This is a genomic window from Salinibaculum sp. SYNS191 (assembly GCF_037338445.1).
Classification (GTDB): Archaea; Halobacteriota; Halobacteria; order Halobacteriales; family Haloarculaceae; genus Salinibaculum; species Salinibaculum marinum.
The window spans coordinates 641046-656820 of the sequence record NZ_CP147838.1 but is presented as its reverse complement, the minus strand read 5'-3'; the positions used below and the strand labels follow the sequence as shown (position 1 = coordinate 656820).

Below are 15775 nucleotides of genomic sequence, written 5' to 3'. Positions count from 1 at the left end.
CGTATGAGTACAAAAATCGGTGAAACCTCTGAAACCCTCTCGGCCGACGAGTTCGAAGACCGCCTGCGTGAGCTTCCGCCGAGTGCGAAACTCGTGGCGAAGGTACTGGAGATAGACGAGCCGCTGTCCCAGAGCCAGCTCGCCGAGGAGTCGCTGCTGCCCGACCGGACCGTCCGCTACGCGCTGAACCGCCTGGAGGAGGAGAACCTCGTCATCTCCCGGTACAGTTTTCACGACGCCCGCAAACAGGTGTACTCACTCGTAGAGTGAGTGTCCACCGCGTTCCCGTTCCGGTGAGGACCCGCGCGCCCACTGGCAAGACCGCCGCCTACGTCGTCGGTGACGGGGACGCACTGCTCGTCGACCCCGCCGACTGGACGGACGACCTCGCCGCCGCCGCGGCCGCCAGGGACGTCGGGCACGTCGCCGTCACCCACCACCACCCGGACCACGTCGGTGGACTCGCTGACGCAGTCGCCGACCTCGACCTCACGGTGTGGGCTCGCGCCGGCCGCACGGACGACTTCGCCGCCGCCACCGGCGTCGACCCGGACCGCTCTTTCGCCGCTGGCGACACGATTCCCGCCGGTAGCGGCGTCTCCGTCCTCGACACGCCAGGGCACGCCCCGGAGCACGTCGCGTTCGCCGCCCCGGACGGCCTCGTCAGCGGCGACCTCGCGGTCGCGGAGGGGTCGGTCGTCGTCGGCGCGCCCGAGGGCGACATGCGCGCCTACGTCTCGTCGCTGCGCCGGCTCCACGCCCGCGACCCGGACCGGCTCTACCCCGGCCACGGCCCCGTCGTCGAGGACCCGCGCGCGACCTGCCGGCGACTCGTCGACCACCGCATTGCCCGCGAGCGGAAGGTCGAAGCGGCCGTCGCCGAGGGTGCCACGACGCCGGACGGGATTCTCGACGCCGCATACGACAAGGACGTCTCCGCCGTGCGCGACCTCGCCCGCGCCACGGTCGTGGCCCACCTGGAGAAACTGGCTGTCGAGGGCCGCGTCCGCTGGGACGGCGCGACCGCCGGCCCGCCGTAGCGCCGACGGCCTTTTCCCGACGCCCGCGTAGTCTCCCCCGTGGAGAGTCTGGAAACTGAACTCGCCCGCGCACGGGACCTGTCGGTTGCGGACATCGCCGACGCCATCGAGTCCATCGGCTTCGAGTGCACCCGCTGTGGAGCCTGCTGCAAGGCCGCCGAGGGCTGTGGCGACGACGGCGACGCCTCGGAGAGCGGTGACACGGAACCCCACACGGCGACGGTCTTCCCCGACGAGATACGCCGGCTCCAGTCGGCCGGCGACTACGACTTCCGTGACGTGGCGCGGCCGATGCCCTACGGTCTCACTGAGGGCGAGGACGGCCCGGAGGGGGAAACCTTCGAGTGGGCGCTCCAGACCGACGACTGCGGCGACTGCGCCTTCTACGAGGAGACGGCCGACGAGGACGGAACGGTGAGCGGTGCGTGCACGGTCCACGACGACCGGCCGCTAGTCTGTCGTACCTACCCGTTCAGCGTCGCGCTCGGCGGAACGAGCCAGCCGATGGGCGAGGCCGTCGACCGCGAGGGGATGGTCCGCGCCCACGAGTGTGAGGGGCTCGGCAGGGACATCTCGCCCGACGAGGCCGCGGACCTGGCGGCGGCGCTGAAAGAGCGGGCCGTCCGGGAACTGGAGGAAGCCATCGCCGTCAGGGACGCCTACGAGCCCGCGTCCGTCGATTCCGGTGAAGTCGTCGTCCACGACTCGGAGGGCGCGAAGCGACCGGACGGCACCCCGCTGTAGGCCGCTCGGAGCGAGTACGTGCAGTATCGTTCGGACGACAACTACTTTGAGGGTGGCCTGCGTGGGTGCCGACGGAGGTCTAACTACCTTGGAAATCTCGAATAAGCTGCTGTGTCTGTTCAGTGCGAACGTCGAATCCGCAGGTGACCGCTACGTCATCGAGGTACCGAAGCGCGAACTCGAAACCGGCTCGATTGCGGACGGGGAAACCTACCGCGTGGCTCTCATCTCGACCGAGGCCGACGGCGAGACGAGCCAGGAGGACGACGACAGCACCGCACCGGGTGAGCCACAGCCGCCGGTCGAGGCCGGCGAGATTCGCTACGTGGAAATCGAGGACATCGGGAAACAGGGCGACGGCATCGCTCGCGTGGAGCGGGGCTACGTCATCATCGTCCCCGACGCCGAAATCGGCGAACGGGTCAAGGTCGAAATCACCGAGGTCAAGTCGAACTTCGCCGTCGGCGAGATCATCGAGGAAGACATCTGACCGTTCGCGCCCGTACCACTCCCGGCCCGATTTTGGGTCCCGGTCGCGTCACAGTCCCCGCAGAGAGCGGCGAAACCGCACGACATCGCGGCGTTAACCGACCGTACCAAACCGGCTAAGGGTGGGCCTACCGTCCGACCTGGTATGAGCGCGACTGTCGCCGCCAGCGCGGACTCGCCGAACCTCACAGAGAAACAGCGCCGCATCCTCGAGTACCTCCGCTCGAACGCCGACACCCAGACCTACTTCAAGTCACGCCTCATCGGGGACGCCCTCGACATGTCGGCAAAAGAAGTCGGCACCAACATGACGGCGCTGCAGGACTCCGACGTCGGCATCGACGTCGAGAAGTGGGGCTACTCCTCGTCGACCACCTGGATGGTCACGTCCTGAGACGGTCACTCGGGGTCGTAGGCGACCAGGTCGTCCGCCCGTGCCGCCACCCGCGCGGCCTCGGGCCCGAACGAATCCGCGTACTGCACAAGCAACATGAGGAGCGTCTCCGGCCGCTCGATGGCGTAGCCGTCCTCCCGCGAGAGCAGGCCGGCCTCGGCCATGTCGGCGGCGTGTTTGCTTATCGTCGGTCGGGACACGTCCAGCGCCTCGGCTATCGTCACCGCCGACGCGCCCGGATTCTCCAGCAGCGTCACGACCATCCCGCGCGGGGTCTGCTTCCGGAGGTACCCCAGCGCCACCTGCTCGAATTCGCTGAACCGGTTCGCCGGGAAGTACCGGCGGTAGTCGCCGTCCTTGCGGCTCTCGACTGCGCCCTCGTTTTCGAGCCGTCGGAGGTGGTGTTGGGTCTCGCCGGTCCCGAGTTGCAGGTCGTCGCGGACCTTCGAGAAGTGTGCGCCGGGCGTCGCGGTCAGGTAGCCCGCGATGGCGTCAGGGGCGTCGCTGCTGCTCGCGCTCGCCAGTCCGACGAGCGGACTCGCCGCTCCGAGTGCGGCGAATCGTCGCAGCGTTGCACGCTTTGACTCGTCGACGTCCCCCGACCGGTCCCCGGCCATAGAACCTGTTTGGCGGGACACCGGCAAAACATCTTCGCTCCGTGATACCTGTTACCAGAAACGTGCGAAGTCGTTAGTTGTTGCTCTCGTCGCCCGATTCGGTGGGGTTGAAGTCCGTCCCGCCGTCGCCCATCTCCGAGTCCATCTCCTCGATGACCTCGTCGGGGTCCTTGATGTCGGCGGTGGCCTCGCCGGACTTGACGGCCTGGGCCTCCTGTTCCATCTGCTCGACGTCGATGACGCTCTCCTCGTCGTCGAGTTCGCCCAGGATCTCCTCGATGTCGTCGAGACCCAGCATCTCGCGGGTCTCCGCGTCGAACTCCAGCCCTTCGAGGACCTCGCCGTTCTCCTTGGCGTCGCTGCCGGTCAGGTGCTTGCCGTAGCGACCCACCAGCGACGTGAGTTCCTGGGGCAGGACGAAGGTGGTCGACTCGCCCTGGCCGATGCTGGCCAGCGTCTCCATCCCCTTGTCGATGACAGCGCGTTCGCCCATCGACTCGGCGGACTTCGCGCGCAGGACGGTCGAGATGGCGTCACCCTGCGCTTCCAGAATCTGGCTCTGCTTTTCACCCTGGGCGCGGATGATGTTGGACTGCTTGTCACCCTGCGCTTCCTCGATGGAACTGCGGCGTTCACCCTGCGCCTCCAGAATCATGGCGCGGCGGCGACGCTCCGCGGACGTCTGTTGCTCCATGGCCTGCTGGACGTCCTTCGAGGGGTTGACCTCGCGGACCTCGACGCTCTCGACGCGAATCCCCCACTCGTCCGTGGGTTCGTCGAGTTCGGTCCGTATCTTCGCGTTGATCTGCTGGCGCTTGTTCAGCGTGTCGTCCAGTTCCATGTCGCCCAGCACGGCCCGCAGCGTGGTCTGGGCGAGGTTCGAGACGGCGCGCTTGTAGTCGTCGACCTGGAGGAAGGCCTTCTCTGCGTCCATCACCTTGATGTAGACCACGGCGTCGGCGGTCACCGGGGAGTTGTCCCGGGTGATTGCCTCCTGGCGGGGCACGTCCAGGGTCTGCGTCCGCATGTCGAACGGGTACGTCCGTGTGACGAAGGGGACGATGAAGTTCAGGCCCGGTTCGAGCAGGCCCTGGTAGCTACCGAATCGCGTGTAGGCGTGTTTCTCGTATGCGTCGACGATGACGACGCTCTTGTAGGCCGTTACGATGGCTATCAGCAGGAGGATTCCTGCGACGAGCGGGAACGCATCGAGCGTCTGTAGCGGTACTGCGGGGAGCATGGTACTCGACCTTGGTGTCGGCCGGGCAAAAGTGTTTGTCTGATGACCGTCGGGGTTCAGGCACTCGATTCCGACTCTGTCTCGCGCTCCGACTCCGTCTCCTCGCGGGACCGCGCCAGTTCGCGGTCTATCTCGTCGGTCGCGGACCCGAACGACTCGACGGTGAGGACGTTCCCCCCACCGGGGTCGACGACCATTACCTCCTCGCCGACCGGAATCTCGCCGTCGACGCTTCTCGCCCGGTAGTAGGGGTTGAAGCCGCCGTCTTCGAGTTTCACCTCGCCGTCCTGGGGGGTGACGCGCTCGGTGACGCGGCCGACCTGGCCCCGCAGCGAGGCGGAGTCGCTGGTCCGGTCTTTCCCCTCGCCGCCGTACAGGTCCAGTTGCCGGTACCCGTACAGCGTCACGGCGGCGCTGACCAAGACAACGGCCGTCATGACGAGCAGCGTCACGACCGTGCCGAGGCTCGCGGGGATGAGTAGCCCGACCAGTCCGGCCGCGAACAGGGCGACGCCGACGACGAAGAAGTGGGCGCCGGGGATGAACGCCTCCGCGATGATGAGCCCAGCACCGACTAGCAGGAGCAGATAGGGGAGACTCAGGCCGATTATTTCCACGGCTGCCATACACCCTGATTGGTGTGCAGGCCGGATAACACTTCGGGAGGCCAAACCTCACCGTTTCCGTCCGCCGGTTTCCGGTTCAGACCAGGTCCGCGTACTCCTCCCTGGCGAGGGCGAACAGGTCGTCGACGATGTCGGGGTCCACGGTCCAGAAGCTGTCGTACAGCGCCGGTTCGTGTTCCTCCGAGACCAGCGCGGCCTTGCGCTCGTCGTTCCCGTTCCCGTCGTACAGCAGGAACCAGTGGTCGCGGAACTGCTCGCCGGCGTCCTCGACGACCTCGAACGGGGGCGACTCGATGTCGGTGTCGGGATAGCCGTAGACCCTGACGTCGACGCCGGCCTCGGCGAGGCGTTCGTAGACCGAGCGGGTCCGCTCGGATTCCTCGATGACCGACAGTTCCTGGAACCCGGCGAGCAACTGGCCGCCGGCCTCTCGCAGCGCCAGCCGTTCGAAGTGCCGCGAGATGCCGACCATCCGCTGTCTGGTCGTCTCCGGCGAGACGGTTATCCGCTCGCTCGGGAGAATCGGCAGTCCCGGCAGGTCCTCGACCTCGCCACCGGCGAGGAGGCTCTCGAAGTCGACCTCCGAGGGCCACCGCTCGTCGACCGACACCGCGCCGTACACCTCGTCGCCGTGGTGGAACACGCCGAGGTTCGCCGGCTCACCGCGGCCCGTCGTGTCGGTTCGGACCGCGACGCCGGAGCCCGCCAGCTCCGCCCCGATGGTCTCCAGTCGCTCCTCCGTCCCGTCGTGGTTGTAGACCGTCAGCGTCACCGACTCGGCGCGGAGGCGGTCCAGTAGCGCCTTCATGGTTCGACACCTCCCGGTCCATCGTAGCGGTGCCAGCCGTCGGGGGCTTCCTCCCGGCCCTCGATGCGGACCTCTGTCGTCGATTCCGACCGCCGGACCTCGACGACGGCGTCGAACAGGCCGACCAGCGCCCGGTTCTCGCTCCTCTCGATACCGTCGGTGTCCAGCGTCGCGACGACGGCCCCGCCGACCTTCTCGATGCGCTGGACGAGCGCGTGCAGGAACCGGTAGACCGGCTCGATTTCGGCGTACATCAGCATCGTCGCCACGTTGTCGACGAGCAGCCGCGACCCGCGCCGCCTCGACTCGGGGATGTTCTCCAGCGCCCCCGAGACGGCCATCGCGATGCCGGTGAGGTCGCTCGGCGACTCGACGCTGCGGGTCCACTCGTCCGTCGACCCGCTGTCGACCGGCAGACAGTCCACGACGAGCACTCTGTCCGTCTCGTTGCCGCCAGCCTCGCGAAAGGCACTCCGCAACTGCCCGGCCGTGTCGGCCGTCGTGACGGCAATCGGCTGCCCACCGCCCGAACTCGCCGTCGATAGAAGTTCCACACCAATCTCTTGCTTTCCGACCATGGCCGGTCCCTGGACGAGTACGCTCGCCGCGTCCGGACCGGGCGGAAACACGTCGCGAAGCGCGACACCCTCCTCCGCTCGGCGCTCTTCCGCCCGTGAGTTGGCCGACATCTCAGTTCACGTGTGGCAGTCGGGGACTACCGATTAAAGTCCTTTGGCACCGCCGGCCGCGGTTCAGACCTGTCGTTCGACGACGAACCGGGTGAACGCCCGGAGGTGGTCGGCAGCCTCGGGGTCCAGGTCGAGGCCGTCGAGGTGGTCGCGGGCGCTCGACGCGAGGTCGTGGGCCGTCTCGCGCGCGAACTCGATGCTGCCGGTCGACTGCATGATGTCTATCGCCTTCAGAATCTCCTCGTCGGTGTTGTCGTCCGCCCAGAGCAGTTCCTCCAGACGGGCTACCCGCTCCGGCGGGGCGTTCTCGGCGGCGTGGATGACCATCAGCGTCTTCTTGCCCTCGCGGATGTCGTTGCCGAACTCCTTGCCGAAGTCGCCGGACTGGTCGAGCGTGTGCTCGACGTCGAGGATGTCGTCGCCGATCTGGAACGCGATGGACATGTCCTCGGCGTAGCGGGCGATTTGCTCCTCGACCGCCTCGGACTGGCCGGTGACGATGGCCGCCAGCCGGGTGACGATGCGGGCGAGACAGCCGGTCTTGCACGCGCACATCTCGAAGTACTGCTGTTCGTCCACGACGACCTCCTTCTGGTTGTGCCAGCGGATGTCCATGCCCTGCCCGAGGTGGGTCCGGTTGAGTTCGTGGGTGAGCATCTCGTAGGCCGCCAGCTTTCGCTCCGCCGAGAGGTCCGCGCTGTTGCGCGCGATGACCTTCAGCGGGACGAAGTACATCGCGTTGCCGGCGTTGAGGGCGATGTCGGTGCCGTGGCCGTGGTGGAGGGCGGGGTCGCCGCGGCGCTTCCGGGCCTCGTCTTCCACGTCGTCGACGATGATGGTGCCGTTATGGAGGATTTCGGGGACACAGGCGTAGGAGAGGTACTCCTCGGGGTCGTCGCCGAAGGCCTCGACGGCGACGAGAAAGAGGACCGCCCGCCAGCGCTTGCCGCCCCGGTCCAGCAGTTCCCAGATGGGGTCGGCGAGCGCCGCCTGCATCGCTTCGGGGTGATACCGGTAGCTCGGGTCCCCGAAGAAGTCCGACAGGTATGGCTCGTCGATGTGTCGCGGGAGCAACTCCTTGATGGCGTCGTCCACCACCGGCCGCCACTCCGCGAGTACGTCCTGCATGCGGGAAGGTGCGATGGGGTGGCTCAAAAAACCCCCTGTGCGGGTGCGGGCCGCGCGTACGCCCGTCCGGACGCCGCCGGGCGCTCGGGGACTGCGCCCACCCCTTCAGACGCGCCGCGTCCACTCAGACCCGGTCGCGGAGTGTCTCGCTCCGCGACAGGAACTGCGTGCGAATCGTCTCGATGGAGTCGGAGCGGAGTTCGTAGGCCAGGTCGGGTGGCTCACCCGCCCAGGACCCGTCTTCGAGGACGTTCCCCGCCTCGTAGGCCAGGAGGCGGTCGTCGGCCGTCATCACGCGCTCCCACTCTGTCTCGTCGGGCGGGTCGACGTCCAGCGCCCGCCAGATGGCGTCCAGTACCTCGGCCTCGACGCGCTCGAAGACGTCGTACCTGGCCTTGAGCGGGCGCGGGACGTCGCCGACGTACGCCTCGGCGGCGTCGTGGAACAGTCCGAGCAACTGGAGCCGGGGTTCGTCCTCGGGGAGTTCCCGGCTCACGTGCAGCGAGTGATGGGCGACGCTGTAGAAGTGCTGACAGTGTCCCCCGAAGCGGCAGGTGTGTGCCAGCCCGGCGGCGATGTCGTCGAGGTCTACCGCCTCGGCCACCGGATCGAAGACGTCGAACTGCCGGCCGGTGTACGTCTCGACGACGCCGACGTCGGTCCAGGGGTCTCCCATTCGGACCCAGGTCGCGGTCCCACCGTTACCAATCCACCGAAGTTCGCGCGGGCGGCGTCCCCGAAGCCATTAGGCCACGCCGGTCGGAGTGGGCGCATGCACTGGATTGGCGAGACGTTCACGAGCGACGCCGGCTGGTCCCACCTGGAACGGCTGGTCGACATCGCGCCGCGGATGGCCGGCAGCGACGGCGAGCGTGCGGCCGCCGAGGCCACGCGGGACGCGCTGTCCGAAGCCGGAGCCCGCGACGCCCGCCTGGCGGAGTTCGACATCCACGGCTGGACGCGAGGGACGAGTTCCATCGACGCCGACGGGACCGAACAGGACTGCATCGCGCTGCCCCGCAGTCCCAGCGGGTCCGTCGAGGGGCCGCTGGTCGACCTCGGCTACGGACTGCCCGAGGACTTCGAGGCGGCCGACCTCGACGGGGCGGTGGTCCTCTGTCGCAGCGACGTCCCCGAGTGGTTCGACCGCTTCATGCACCGCCGCGAGAAGTACTACCGCGCGGTACAGGCCGGCGCGGCCGCCTTCGTCTTCAGCAATCACGTCCCCGGCTGTCTCCCGCCCACGGGCAGTGTCGGCACCGAGGCGTCGCCGGTCGGCGAGATACCGGCCGTCGGCGTCTCGCGGGAGGTCGGCGCGCGACTCGCTCGCCGGTTCGAGGGCGAGCCAGTCACCGTCAGCGTCGACGCCGAGAACGACGACGCGACCAGCCAGAACGTCCACGCGGAACTCGGGCCCGAGACGGACGAGCGCGTCCTGCTGACGAGCCACGTCGACGGCCACGACATCAGCGAGGGGGCGATGGACAACGGGGCCGGGACCGCGATGGTCGTCGAGGTCGCACGGGCACTGGCCGCACGCGAGCGCGACCCCGACGCGCCCGACCTGGGGACGCGCGTCGAGTTCGTCACGTTCGGGGCCGAGGAGGTCGGACTGCTCGGCTCGGGCCACCTCGCGGGGGCGGTCGACCCGGACTCCGTTCGTACCGTCGTCAACCTCGACGGCGTCTGTCGCGGCCGGACGCTCGAAGTGACGGCACACGGGAGCGACACGCTGGTCGACGCGGCCCGGACGGTCGCCGCGGACCTGGACCATCCCATGGACGTGCGCCCGGACCACGTCCCCCACAGCGACCACTGGCCCTTCGTCGCCCGCGGCGTCCCCGGCTACATGGTCGCCGGGTCGGCCGACGAGAGCGGCCGCGGCTGGGGGCACACCCACGCCGACACCCTCGACAAACTCGAAGCGCGCACGCTCAGGGAGGGCGCGATACTGGTGGCGGAACTCGTCGCGGAGGTGGCCGGCCGGTCCGTCCCGCGGCTGGACACGGAGGAGGTGGCCGCGACGCTGGAGCGGACCCACGAGGACGAGGCGATGCGCGTCACCGGCGACTGGCCGTTCGATCAGTAGGCCGGACGGCGGATGTCGCCGCGGTGCGGAGGGTTTTTTGCCTGCCTCGTCACAGTCCCGGTATGGCAGACGAGGCGGACGGGACGATGCGTGTCGGCGTGGTCGGCGACGACGCGAGCGACGCGGCCGCCGCCCTGACCGCCGCCGGTGCGCAGCCGGTCGTCGACGACCCGGCGACGGTCCTGGACGCCGCCCCCGACGCCGTCGTCGCCGTCGGCGAGGCCGGACTCCTCGCGCTCGTTCGACGCCGGCCCTCGGTCCCGGTCCTGCCGGTCGACGGCGGTGCCGGCGTCCGGTCGGTCCCCGCTGGACGGCTCGACGCGGCGGCCGGGCGACTCGTCGACGGCGACTGGACGACCGAGCGTCACCCGCTGTTGTCGGTTGACGCGGACGCCGGCGGGGGCTCACTGGCACTCTACGATGCGATGGCCGTCACGTCCGAACCGGCACACATCTCCGAGTTCACTGTCACCGCCGGCGACGAGCGGGTGGCCCGCTTTCGCGCGGACGGCCTCGTCGTCGCGACGCCGGCCGGCACGCGAGGCTACGCACGCGCGGCCGGTGCGCCGGTGATTCCACCGTCGGCTGGCGTCCTCGCTATCGTCCCGGTCGCTCCGTTCGCGACGACGCTCGACCACTGGGTGGTCCCGGAGTCGACTGTCTCCGTGACAGTCGAACGCGACGACGCGAGCGTGGACGTCCTCGCGGACGACCGCTCCGTCGGCGTCGCCACCGTCGACGACCCGGTCACCGTCGACACCGACGGTACTGTCGAGTGCGTCCGTCTGCAGGAGGGACAGTCCCCGTTTGCGGGTCCGGGGCGGGAATTGGAAAAACTCTAATGCCAGAAGGACGGACTCGGGAGTATGCCACAGGTCAATATCTTCGGCCCGATCGATGCCGCGCTCGGCGTGGAACTCGGCATCGGTGACGTCCTGGTCGTCGAGGCGCTCATTCTGGGACTCATCCTGGTGAACTTCATCACGCGGCGTCTCGCACACGGTCGACACGTGAGCCAATCAGAGGAGAGTGCGGAAGCGGTGACCCGCTTCCTGCCCCACGAACTCCTCAACATCGTGCTCCTGCTCGCCTCCTTCTACTACATGACGGTCGACTACCACCCGGGGATGGTCATGAGCGCGCTGGTCGTCGGGCTGGTCATCACCGACTTCTTCGAGTTCGAGGCGCGCAAGGCCGAGGCCCGCCGCGGCGTCCCGCTGGACCGCCCGAAGGGCTCGCTGGCCGCGTCGGTTCTCGTGCTCGCCTACGCCGGCTACCAGGCGCTGTTCTTCCTCCTCGCCGGGCCGGTCAGCACGGTCATCTGAGGCCGGCACCGCCCTTTTTACTCTCCGGTCACGTCGCGGTACTGACGATTTTTATCACGTCGCCCTCTTCGAGTTCGTGGTCCTCCGCGACGCGTCGCTGCTCGCGCGCGTCGACCGCGTGGAGGTACCCCTCGCCGATGTCCGAGTGGACGGCGTAGGCGAGGTCACGCGGCGTCGACCCGTTCGGAAGCAGATGCGCGTCGGGGAGCATCCGCCCCTGTCCGTCGGTCCACCTGGTCTCGTTCTCGACCGGGTACGCGGTAATCTGGTCGAGGACGTCGTAGACGACCGTGTTCAGGGACTCCTGAACGCCGGTCCCGTCCCACTCGGTCATCACGTCGCGGATGCGCTCCAGGCCCTCGGCCTGCGAGTCGCTGACGTCACCGACGATGTCGAAGTCGGGGTCGCCAGGGTCGTAGTCGACCACGCCCGCCTCGACGGCCCGCCGGAGCGCCAGTTCGCCGTCCGCCGTCGCCGGGATGACCACCTCGGCGGCCTCGCGCAACCGCTCGATGTTCTCCTCTGGGGCGATGTCGGCCTTGTTGGCGACGACGATGATGGGCTTGGTCTCGGTGCGAATCTCCGCCGCGAGTCGCTGGCGGTCCTCGTCGGTCCACTCGCGGGGGTCGCCAGGGTACTCGACCCGGCGGAGGACCCGCGCGACGTCCAGTTCCGTCGCCCCGATGCCGGTCAGCATCTCCGTCAGCGACTCGTCGATGTCGAAGTCGGGCGAGCGGGACTGGCGCTCGATGGACTCCCAGTTGCGGTCGACGATGCCGGCCAGCCAGCGGTCCATCTCCGTCTCGATGAAGTCGATGTCCTCCACCGGGTCGTGGCTCCCCACGTCGACGGGCTGTCCCTCCTCGTCGGTGCCGCCGGAGGCGTCGACCACGTGCAGGATGGCGTCGGCGTTGGTGAGTTCGTCGAGGAACTGGTTGCCGAGCCCGCGCCCCTCGTGAGCGCCGGGGACGAGACCGGCCACGTCGAGCAGTTCCACCGCGACGTAGCGTTTCCCGTCGTGGCAGGTGTCGTTGCCACAGCGCTCGTCGCGGTCGAGGCACGGACAGCGCGTCCGGGCGTAGCTGACGCCGCGGTTGGCGTCGATGGTGGTGAAAGGGTAGTTCCCGACCTCGACGTCGGCCATCGTCGCCGCGGTGTAGAAGGTCGACTTGCCGGCGTTGGGCTTGCCGGCCAGCGCGATAGAGAGCATGCCCCTCTCTACCGCGGTCCCCGGCAAGCGTCTTTTGCTTGCCGCCAGTCATATGGTCGCAGCGCCCCCGGTGTGGACTGTAGATGCCCGCGGGCGAGCGCGACGGCGGCGACCCCGAACCCGACCGGAGCAGCGGCCGGACCGTCCTCGGCCGTCGACCCACGCGGCGGCGGGTCCTTCGAACCCTTCTCCTCCTCGCCCTGGCCGTCGGGCTGACGCTCGCCCCCTACGCTCTCGTCTCCGCAGCGTCCCTCCCTGGCAGTTCCGCCGGGCCCGACCGAATCGCCGAGCCAGCCTGCACGAACCCCACCGCCGCCACAGCCGACGGGCCGGTGCTGAACGCGACAGTCGAGCGCGTGGCCGGGACACAGCGGGTCCGCGTGACCTACGACGCCGGGGCGCTGGCCGCGGCCGGCGAGACGTTCAGCGTGAGCACCGCCGGCGCGCGGACGACCGTCCTCGACGCCACCGGGTTCCGCGCCGATGGCCACACCTACACCTGGACTGGCGACCCGGCCCCCTCGATAACCTACCGGTACGCCGTCACGAACGGCTCCGGCGGCGTCCTCGACGCCTCCGCGCAGTTCGCGGCCGGGGAGGACTGGGCGCTCGCCCCAATTCCGGCCGTCTCCCACGCCCCGGTCGAGTACAGCGTCCGCCCGGACGGGCTGGTGCCCCGCGACGAGTTCCGCGGCGGTATCGCCTACGTCGGGTCGCTCTCGGCCGTCGAGCGGGCCGTCGGCTGCCAGGAGGTCACCATCCACTACCCGGGCGACGTCCAGCGCGGGACGGCGACGGCCATCGGCGAGGCCATCGCGGTAACGAGCGAGGCTTACCCGCTCGGACACCGCTCGGAGGCAGTCACGGTGCTCGTGACGCCGCTGCACACCGGCGTCGGCGGCTACACCGTCGGTGACTTCATGACGGTGAACCCGTCGGGGACCGCCTCCCCGGCGACTATCGCCACCCACGAGTACGTCCACACCCGCCAGCGAAACAGCTACGCGCCGCGCCTGCGCTGGCTGACGGAGGCGGTCCCCTCCTACTACATGTACCGGCTACAGGCCGAGACCGGTCGCATCTCCACGGCCGAGTACGTGGTTCAGCTGTACGCCTTCGACGACCGCGCGGAGTGGAACCGCCAGTTCTCGGCGACGACGACGCCGAACCACTACTACCGCGGCGCGGTCACGCTGGCGGCGCTGGACCAGCGCATCCGCGAGGCGACCGGCGGCGAGCGGACGCTGCTCGACGTCATCCGGCGGCTGAACGCCATCGACGGGACCGTGACCCTCCCGGCGTTCGAGGAGACCGTCTCGGCCGTCGCCGGCGAGTCGCTGTCGGGGTGGGTAGACCGCCACGTCGTCGCCGGCGAACCAGTGACGCTGACCGCGCCTGCGGCCGATTTCCTCCCGGCGCAGGGGTGGGTGGTGCTCGGGACCTACGACCTGCTGCTGTCGACGTTCCCGCCGGTAGCGCTCGTCTTCGTCCTGATGTGGTACACCGTGCTGGGCGCGGTGACAGCCGTCATCGGTCGGCTCCGCCGGTGAGAATCAGTCCGCCCGCTCGGCCGCCTGCTCGTCGTCCGACGTCGCCGACTCGTCGGTCTCTCCCCCGTCCGCGTCGCTTTCGCCGGTCGAGTCCGTGTCCGTGTCGACGGAGTCGACGACCGAGTCGTCGAGGACCGGTTCGTTGACCATCGTGGTCTCGTCGCGGGCGCGAATCGCGCCCTCGATGTCGGCCTGCTGGTGGATCTCCACGTGGTCGCCGGAGACGTCGCCGCGGATGTCGGCGTTCGGCCCGATGCGGACCGTTCCACCGCGCGTAGTCACGTTCCCGGTCACCTGCGTCCCGGCACCGACCGTGACCCCCTCCTTCGCGCGGAGGCTGCCGAATATCTCGGTGTCGCGGCCGACGACCAGCGACTCCGCGCGGATGTTGCCGTGGAGCCGACAGCCGTTGCCGATGCGGGCCGGGGTGGAGACGCGCCATGCGTCGTCGCTGACGCGGGCCCCCCGCGGGACGAGCGCGGGTTCGTGCTCCCGGTCGTCCTCGTCCATCATCTCCGAGAGCATCTCCTCGGCGGCCTCCTCCTCGCCGATGCGCAACAACTGCGAGAGGTAGACGAACAGGAAGACGATGGTCGGCATCGGGTTCCGGATGACGATCCAGCCGTTGGCCTCGAAGCCGTCCTCGATGTCGACGTCGTCGCCGATGTCGAGGTCCCCGGCGACCTTCAGTTCGCCGTCGACCTGGACGCGCTCCCCGAGATAGGCGTTCTCGCCGACGAGGACGTTCCCGCCGACGCGACACCACATGTCCAGCCGACAGTCGCCCTCCGCCTCGATGTGGCCCCCGAAGCGGACGCGTTCGCCCGCCATGACGTTGTTGCCGCGGACCCCGAACTCCACCGTACTCTGCCCGCCCACGATGACGTCACCCTCCGTCACCAGGTCGTGTTCCTCGACGTGCGTCTCGTCGGGGATGACGAGTTCGTCGAGGGGATCTGAGCGAAACGACGGCACACTGTAACAAGGGAATTCGACGGTCTTAAAGCCCGAGGCTCCGTCTGACGGGCGTCTGACGCACGCACGACGGGGTGCCGGCTGTGCCCTGTCTCGGCCGGCGTCGGCTCAGCAACAGACGCTCGTCCGGCGGGTTTCGTCGTCCTCGTCTGCGCTGGGGCCGTCGGTCCGGGCCACCTGTTCGGGGCCGCCGACGATGCGGGCCGGGTTGCCCGCTACCGTCATCCCGGGCGGCACGTCGTCGGTGACGACGGCACCGGCACCGACCGTCGCGTCCTCGCCGACCGTGATGTCGCCGACGAGCGTGCTGTTCGCGCCGAGCGTGGCCCCGTCCTCGACCGTCGGGTGGCGCTCGACCGGACGGGGGTCGTTCCCCCCGAGCGTGACGCCGTGGAACATGTGGACGTCGTCCCCGACGTCGGCCGTCTCGCCGATGACCGTCCCCATCCCGTGGTCGACGAACACGCGCCGGCCGATGTCGCCCGCCGGGTGTATCTCGACGCCCGTCAGGAAGCGGGTCGCGTGCGAGAGCGTCCGGGCCGTGAACTGGTGGCCGCGTTCCCAGAGCGCGTGTTCGACGCGGTGGAGCCACACGGCGTGGAGGCCGGGATAGGTCAGCGTGGCCCAGGTACTGCGGGCGGCGGGGTCTTTCTCTCGTGCTGTGCGGACGTCCTCGCGGACGTGCTGGAGTACTGTTCTGACCGTGTCTGTGAGTGTGTCGAGCATGACTACGTTGCGCTGGGGTGTTCGTGGGACAATCCGGACGGGGGGCCAGCCGACTGGGAGCCGTCTGGCGACAGAACGAGTCAACAGCGACACGCGGGGAACGCGGACAGCAGCGGCTGGCGGAC

General features: G+C 69.1%; 19 protein-coding genes. 9 read left to right on the top strand and 10 right to left on the bottom strand.

Annotated features, from left to right (window positions below):
* Window positions 1-3 precede the first annotated feature (3 nt).
* The 5 genes from WDJ57_RS03505 to WDJ57_RS03485 all read left to right on the top strand — a co-directional run bounded on the left by WDJ57_RS03505 (window position 4) and on the right by WDJ57_RS03485 (window position 2667).
* Entirely contained in the window at window positions 4-270 is a 267-nt protein-coding gene (locus WDJ57_RS03505) for a MarR family transcriptional regulator (protein ID WP_338903961.1), read from the top strand.
* Complete coding sequence (locus WDJ57_RS03500; protein WP_338903960.1) at window positions 267-1040, top strand: MBL fold metallo-hydrolase; 774 nt, start codon at window positions 267-269, stop codon at window positions 1038-1040. Before WDJ57_RS03505 ends, WDJ57_RS03500 begins: the two co-directional genes overlap by 4 nt.
* A 39-nt stretch (window positions 1041-1079) precedes the next feature.
* Window positions 1080-1784 (top strand): YkgJ family cysteine cluster protein, encoded by a 705-nt coding sequence (locus WDJ57_RS03495; RefSeq protein ID WP_338903959.1) that lies wholly within the window; start codon window positions 1080-1082, stop codon window positions 1782-1784.
* A gap of 88 nt (window positions 1785-1872) precedes the next feature.
* A complete protein-coding gene (locus tag WDJ57_RS03490; RefSeq protein WP_338903958.1) occupies window positions 1873-2274 on the top strand; it encodes a TRAM domain-containing protein in 402 nt (133 codons plus the stop codon).
* Window positions 2275-2418: 144 nt separating this feature from the next.
* Window positions 2419-2667 (top strand): DUF7123 family protein, encoded by a 249-nt coding sequence (locus WDJ57_RS03485; protein WP_338903957.1) that lies wholly within the window; start codon window positions 2419-2421, stop codon window positions 2665-2667.
* Window positions 2668-2672: 5 nt separating this feature from the next.
* Here WDJ57_RS03485 and WDJ57_RS03480 read toward each other — a convergent pair whose 3' ends face one another.
* From WDJ57_RS03480 to WDJ57_RS03450, 7 genes are all read right to left on the bottom strand, one after another.
* Entirely contained in the window at window positions 2673-3284 is a 612-nt protein-coding gene (locus WDJ57_RS03480) for a winged helix-turn-helix transcriptional regulator (protein ID WP_338903955.1), read from the bottom strand.
* A 73-nt stretch (window positions 3285-3357) separates the two neighbouring features.
* A complete protein-coding gene (locus WDJ57_RS03475; protein ID WP_338903953.1) occupies window positions 3358-4524 on the bottom strand; it encodes an SPFH domain-containing protein in 1167 nt (388 codons plus the stop codon).
* Between the two features lie 56 nt (window positions 4525-4580).
* A complete protein-coding gene (locus WDJ57_RS03470) occupies window positions 4581-5150 on the bottom strand; it encodes an NfeD family protein (protein ID WP_338903952.1) in 570 nt (189 codons plus the stop codon).
* Between the two features lie 76 nt (window positions 5151-5226).
* Window positions 5227-5958: a DICT sensory domain-containing protein gene (locus WDJ57_RS03465; RefSeq protein ID WP_338903950.1), complete on the bottom strand. Its 732-nt coding sequence runs from the start codon at window positions 5956-5958 to the stop codon at window positions 5227-5229.
* Window positions 5955-6647, bottom strand: a complete 693-nt coding sequence (locus WDJ57_RS03460; RefSeq protein ID WP_338903948.1) for an RAD55 family ATPase — start codon at window positions 6645-6647, stop codon at window positions 5955-5957. Before WDJ57_RS03460 ends, WDJ57_RS03465 begins: the two co-directional genes overlap by 4 nt.
* Window positions 6648-6710: 63 nt before the next feature.
* A complete protein-coding gene (locus WDJ57_RS03455; RefSeq protein ID WP_338903946.1) occupies window positions 6711-7775 on the bottom strand; it encodes a polyprenyl synthetase family protein in 1065 nt (354 codons plus the stop codon).
* A gap of 124 nt (window positions 7776-7899) precedes the next feature.
* Window positions 7900-8451 (bottom strand): HD domain-containing protein, encoded by a 552-nt coding sequence (locus tag WDJ57_RS03450; protein WP_338903944.1) that lies wholly within the window; start codon window positions 8449-8451, stop codon window positions 7900-7902.
* Window positions 8452-8547: 96 nt separating this feature from the next.
* On the opposite strand from WDJ57_RS03450, the gene WDJ57_RS03445 reads away from it, so the two are divergent.
* From WDJ57_RS03445 to WDJ57_RS03435, 3 genes are all read left to right on the top strand, one after another.
* Window positions 8548-9864: a M28 family peptidase gene (locus WDJ57_RS03445; RefSeq protein ID WP_338903942.1), complete on the top strand. Its 1317-nt coding sequence runs from the start codon at window positions 8548-8550 to the stop codon at window positions 9862-9864.
* 62 nt (window positions 9865-9926) lie between these two features.
* Window positions 9927-10706: an ATP-NAD kinase gene (locus WDJ57_RS03440; protein WP_338903940.1), complete on the top strand. Its 780-nt coding sequence runs from the start codon at window positions 9927-9929 to the stop codon at window positions 10704-10706.
* 24 nt (window positions 10707-10730) lie between these two features.
* A complete protein-coding gene (locus WDJ57_RS03435; RefSeq protein ID WP_338903938.1) occupies window positions 10731-11189 on the top strand; it encodes a DUF7313 family protein in 459 nt (152 codons plus the stop codon).
* Between the two features lie 28 nt (window positions 11190-11217).
* Here WDJ57_RS03435 and WDJ57_RS03430 read toward each other — a convergent pair whose 3' ends face one another.
* Window positions 11218-12399 carry a redox-regulated ATPase YchF gene (locus WDJ57_RS03430; protein WP_338903936.1) on the bottom strand — a complete coding sequence of 394 codons (1182 nt, stop codon included), beginning with the start codon at window positions 12397-12399 and terminating at the stop codon, window positions 11218-11220.
* Window positions 12400-12482: 83 nt separating this feature from the next.
* Here WDJ57_RS03430 and WDJ57_RS03425 point away from each other — a divergent pair, with 83 nt between their 5' ends.
* Window positions 12483-13949, top strand: a complete 1467-nt coding sequence (locus WDJ57_RS03425) for a hypothetical protein (protein ID WP_338903934.1) — start codon at window positions 12483-12485, stop codon at window positions 13947-13949.
* 3 nt (window positions 13950-13952) lie between these two features.
* Here the strand turns inward: WDJ57_RS03425 and WDJ57_RS03420 are convergent, their stop codons facing one another.
* Entirely contained in the window at window positions 13953-14924 is a 972-nt protein-coding gene (locus WDJ57_RS03420) for a polymer-forming cytoskeletal protein (protein ID WP_338903932.1), read from the bottom strand.
* 108 nt (window positions 14925-15032) lie between these two features.
* Entirely contained in the window at window positions 15033-15650 is a 618-nt protein-coding gene (gene cysE / locus WDJ57_RS03415; protein WP_338903930.1) for a serine O-acetyltransferase, read from the bottom strand.
* Window positions 15651-15775 lie beyond the last annotated feature (125 nt).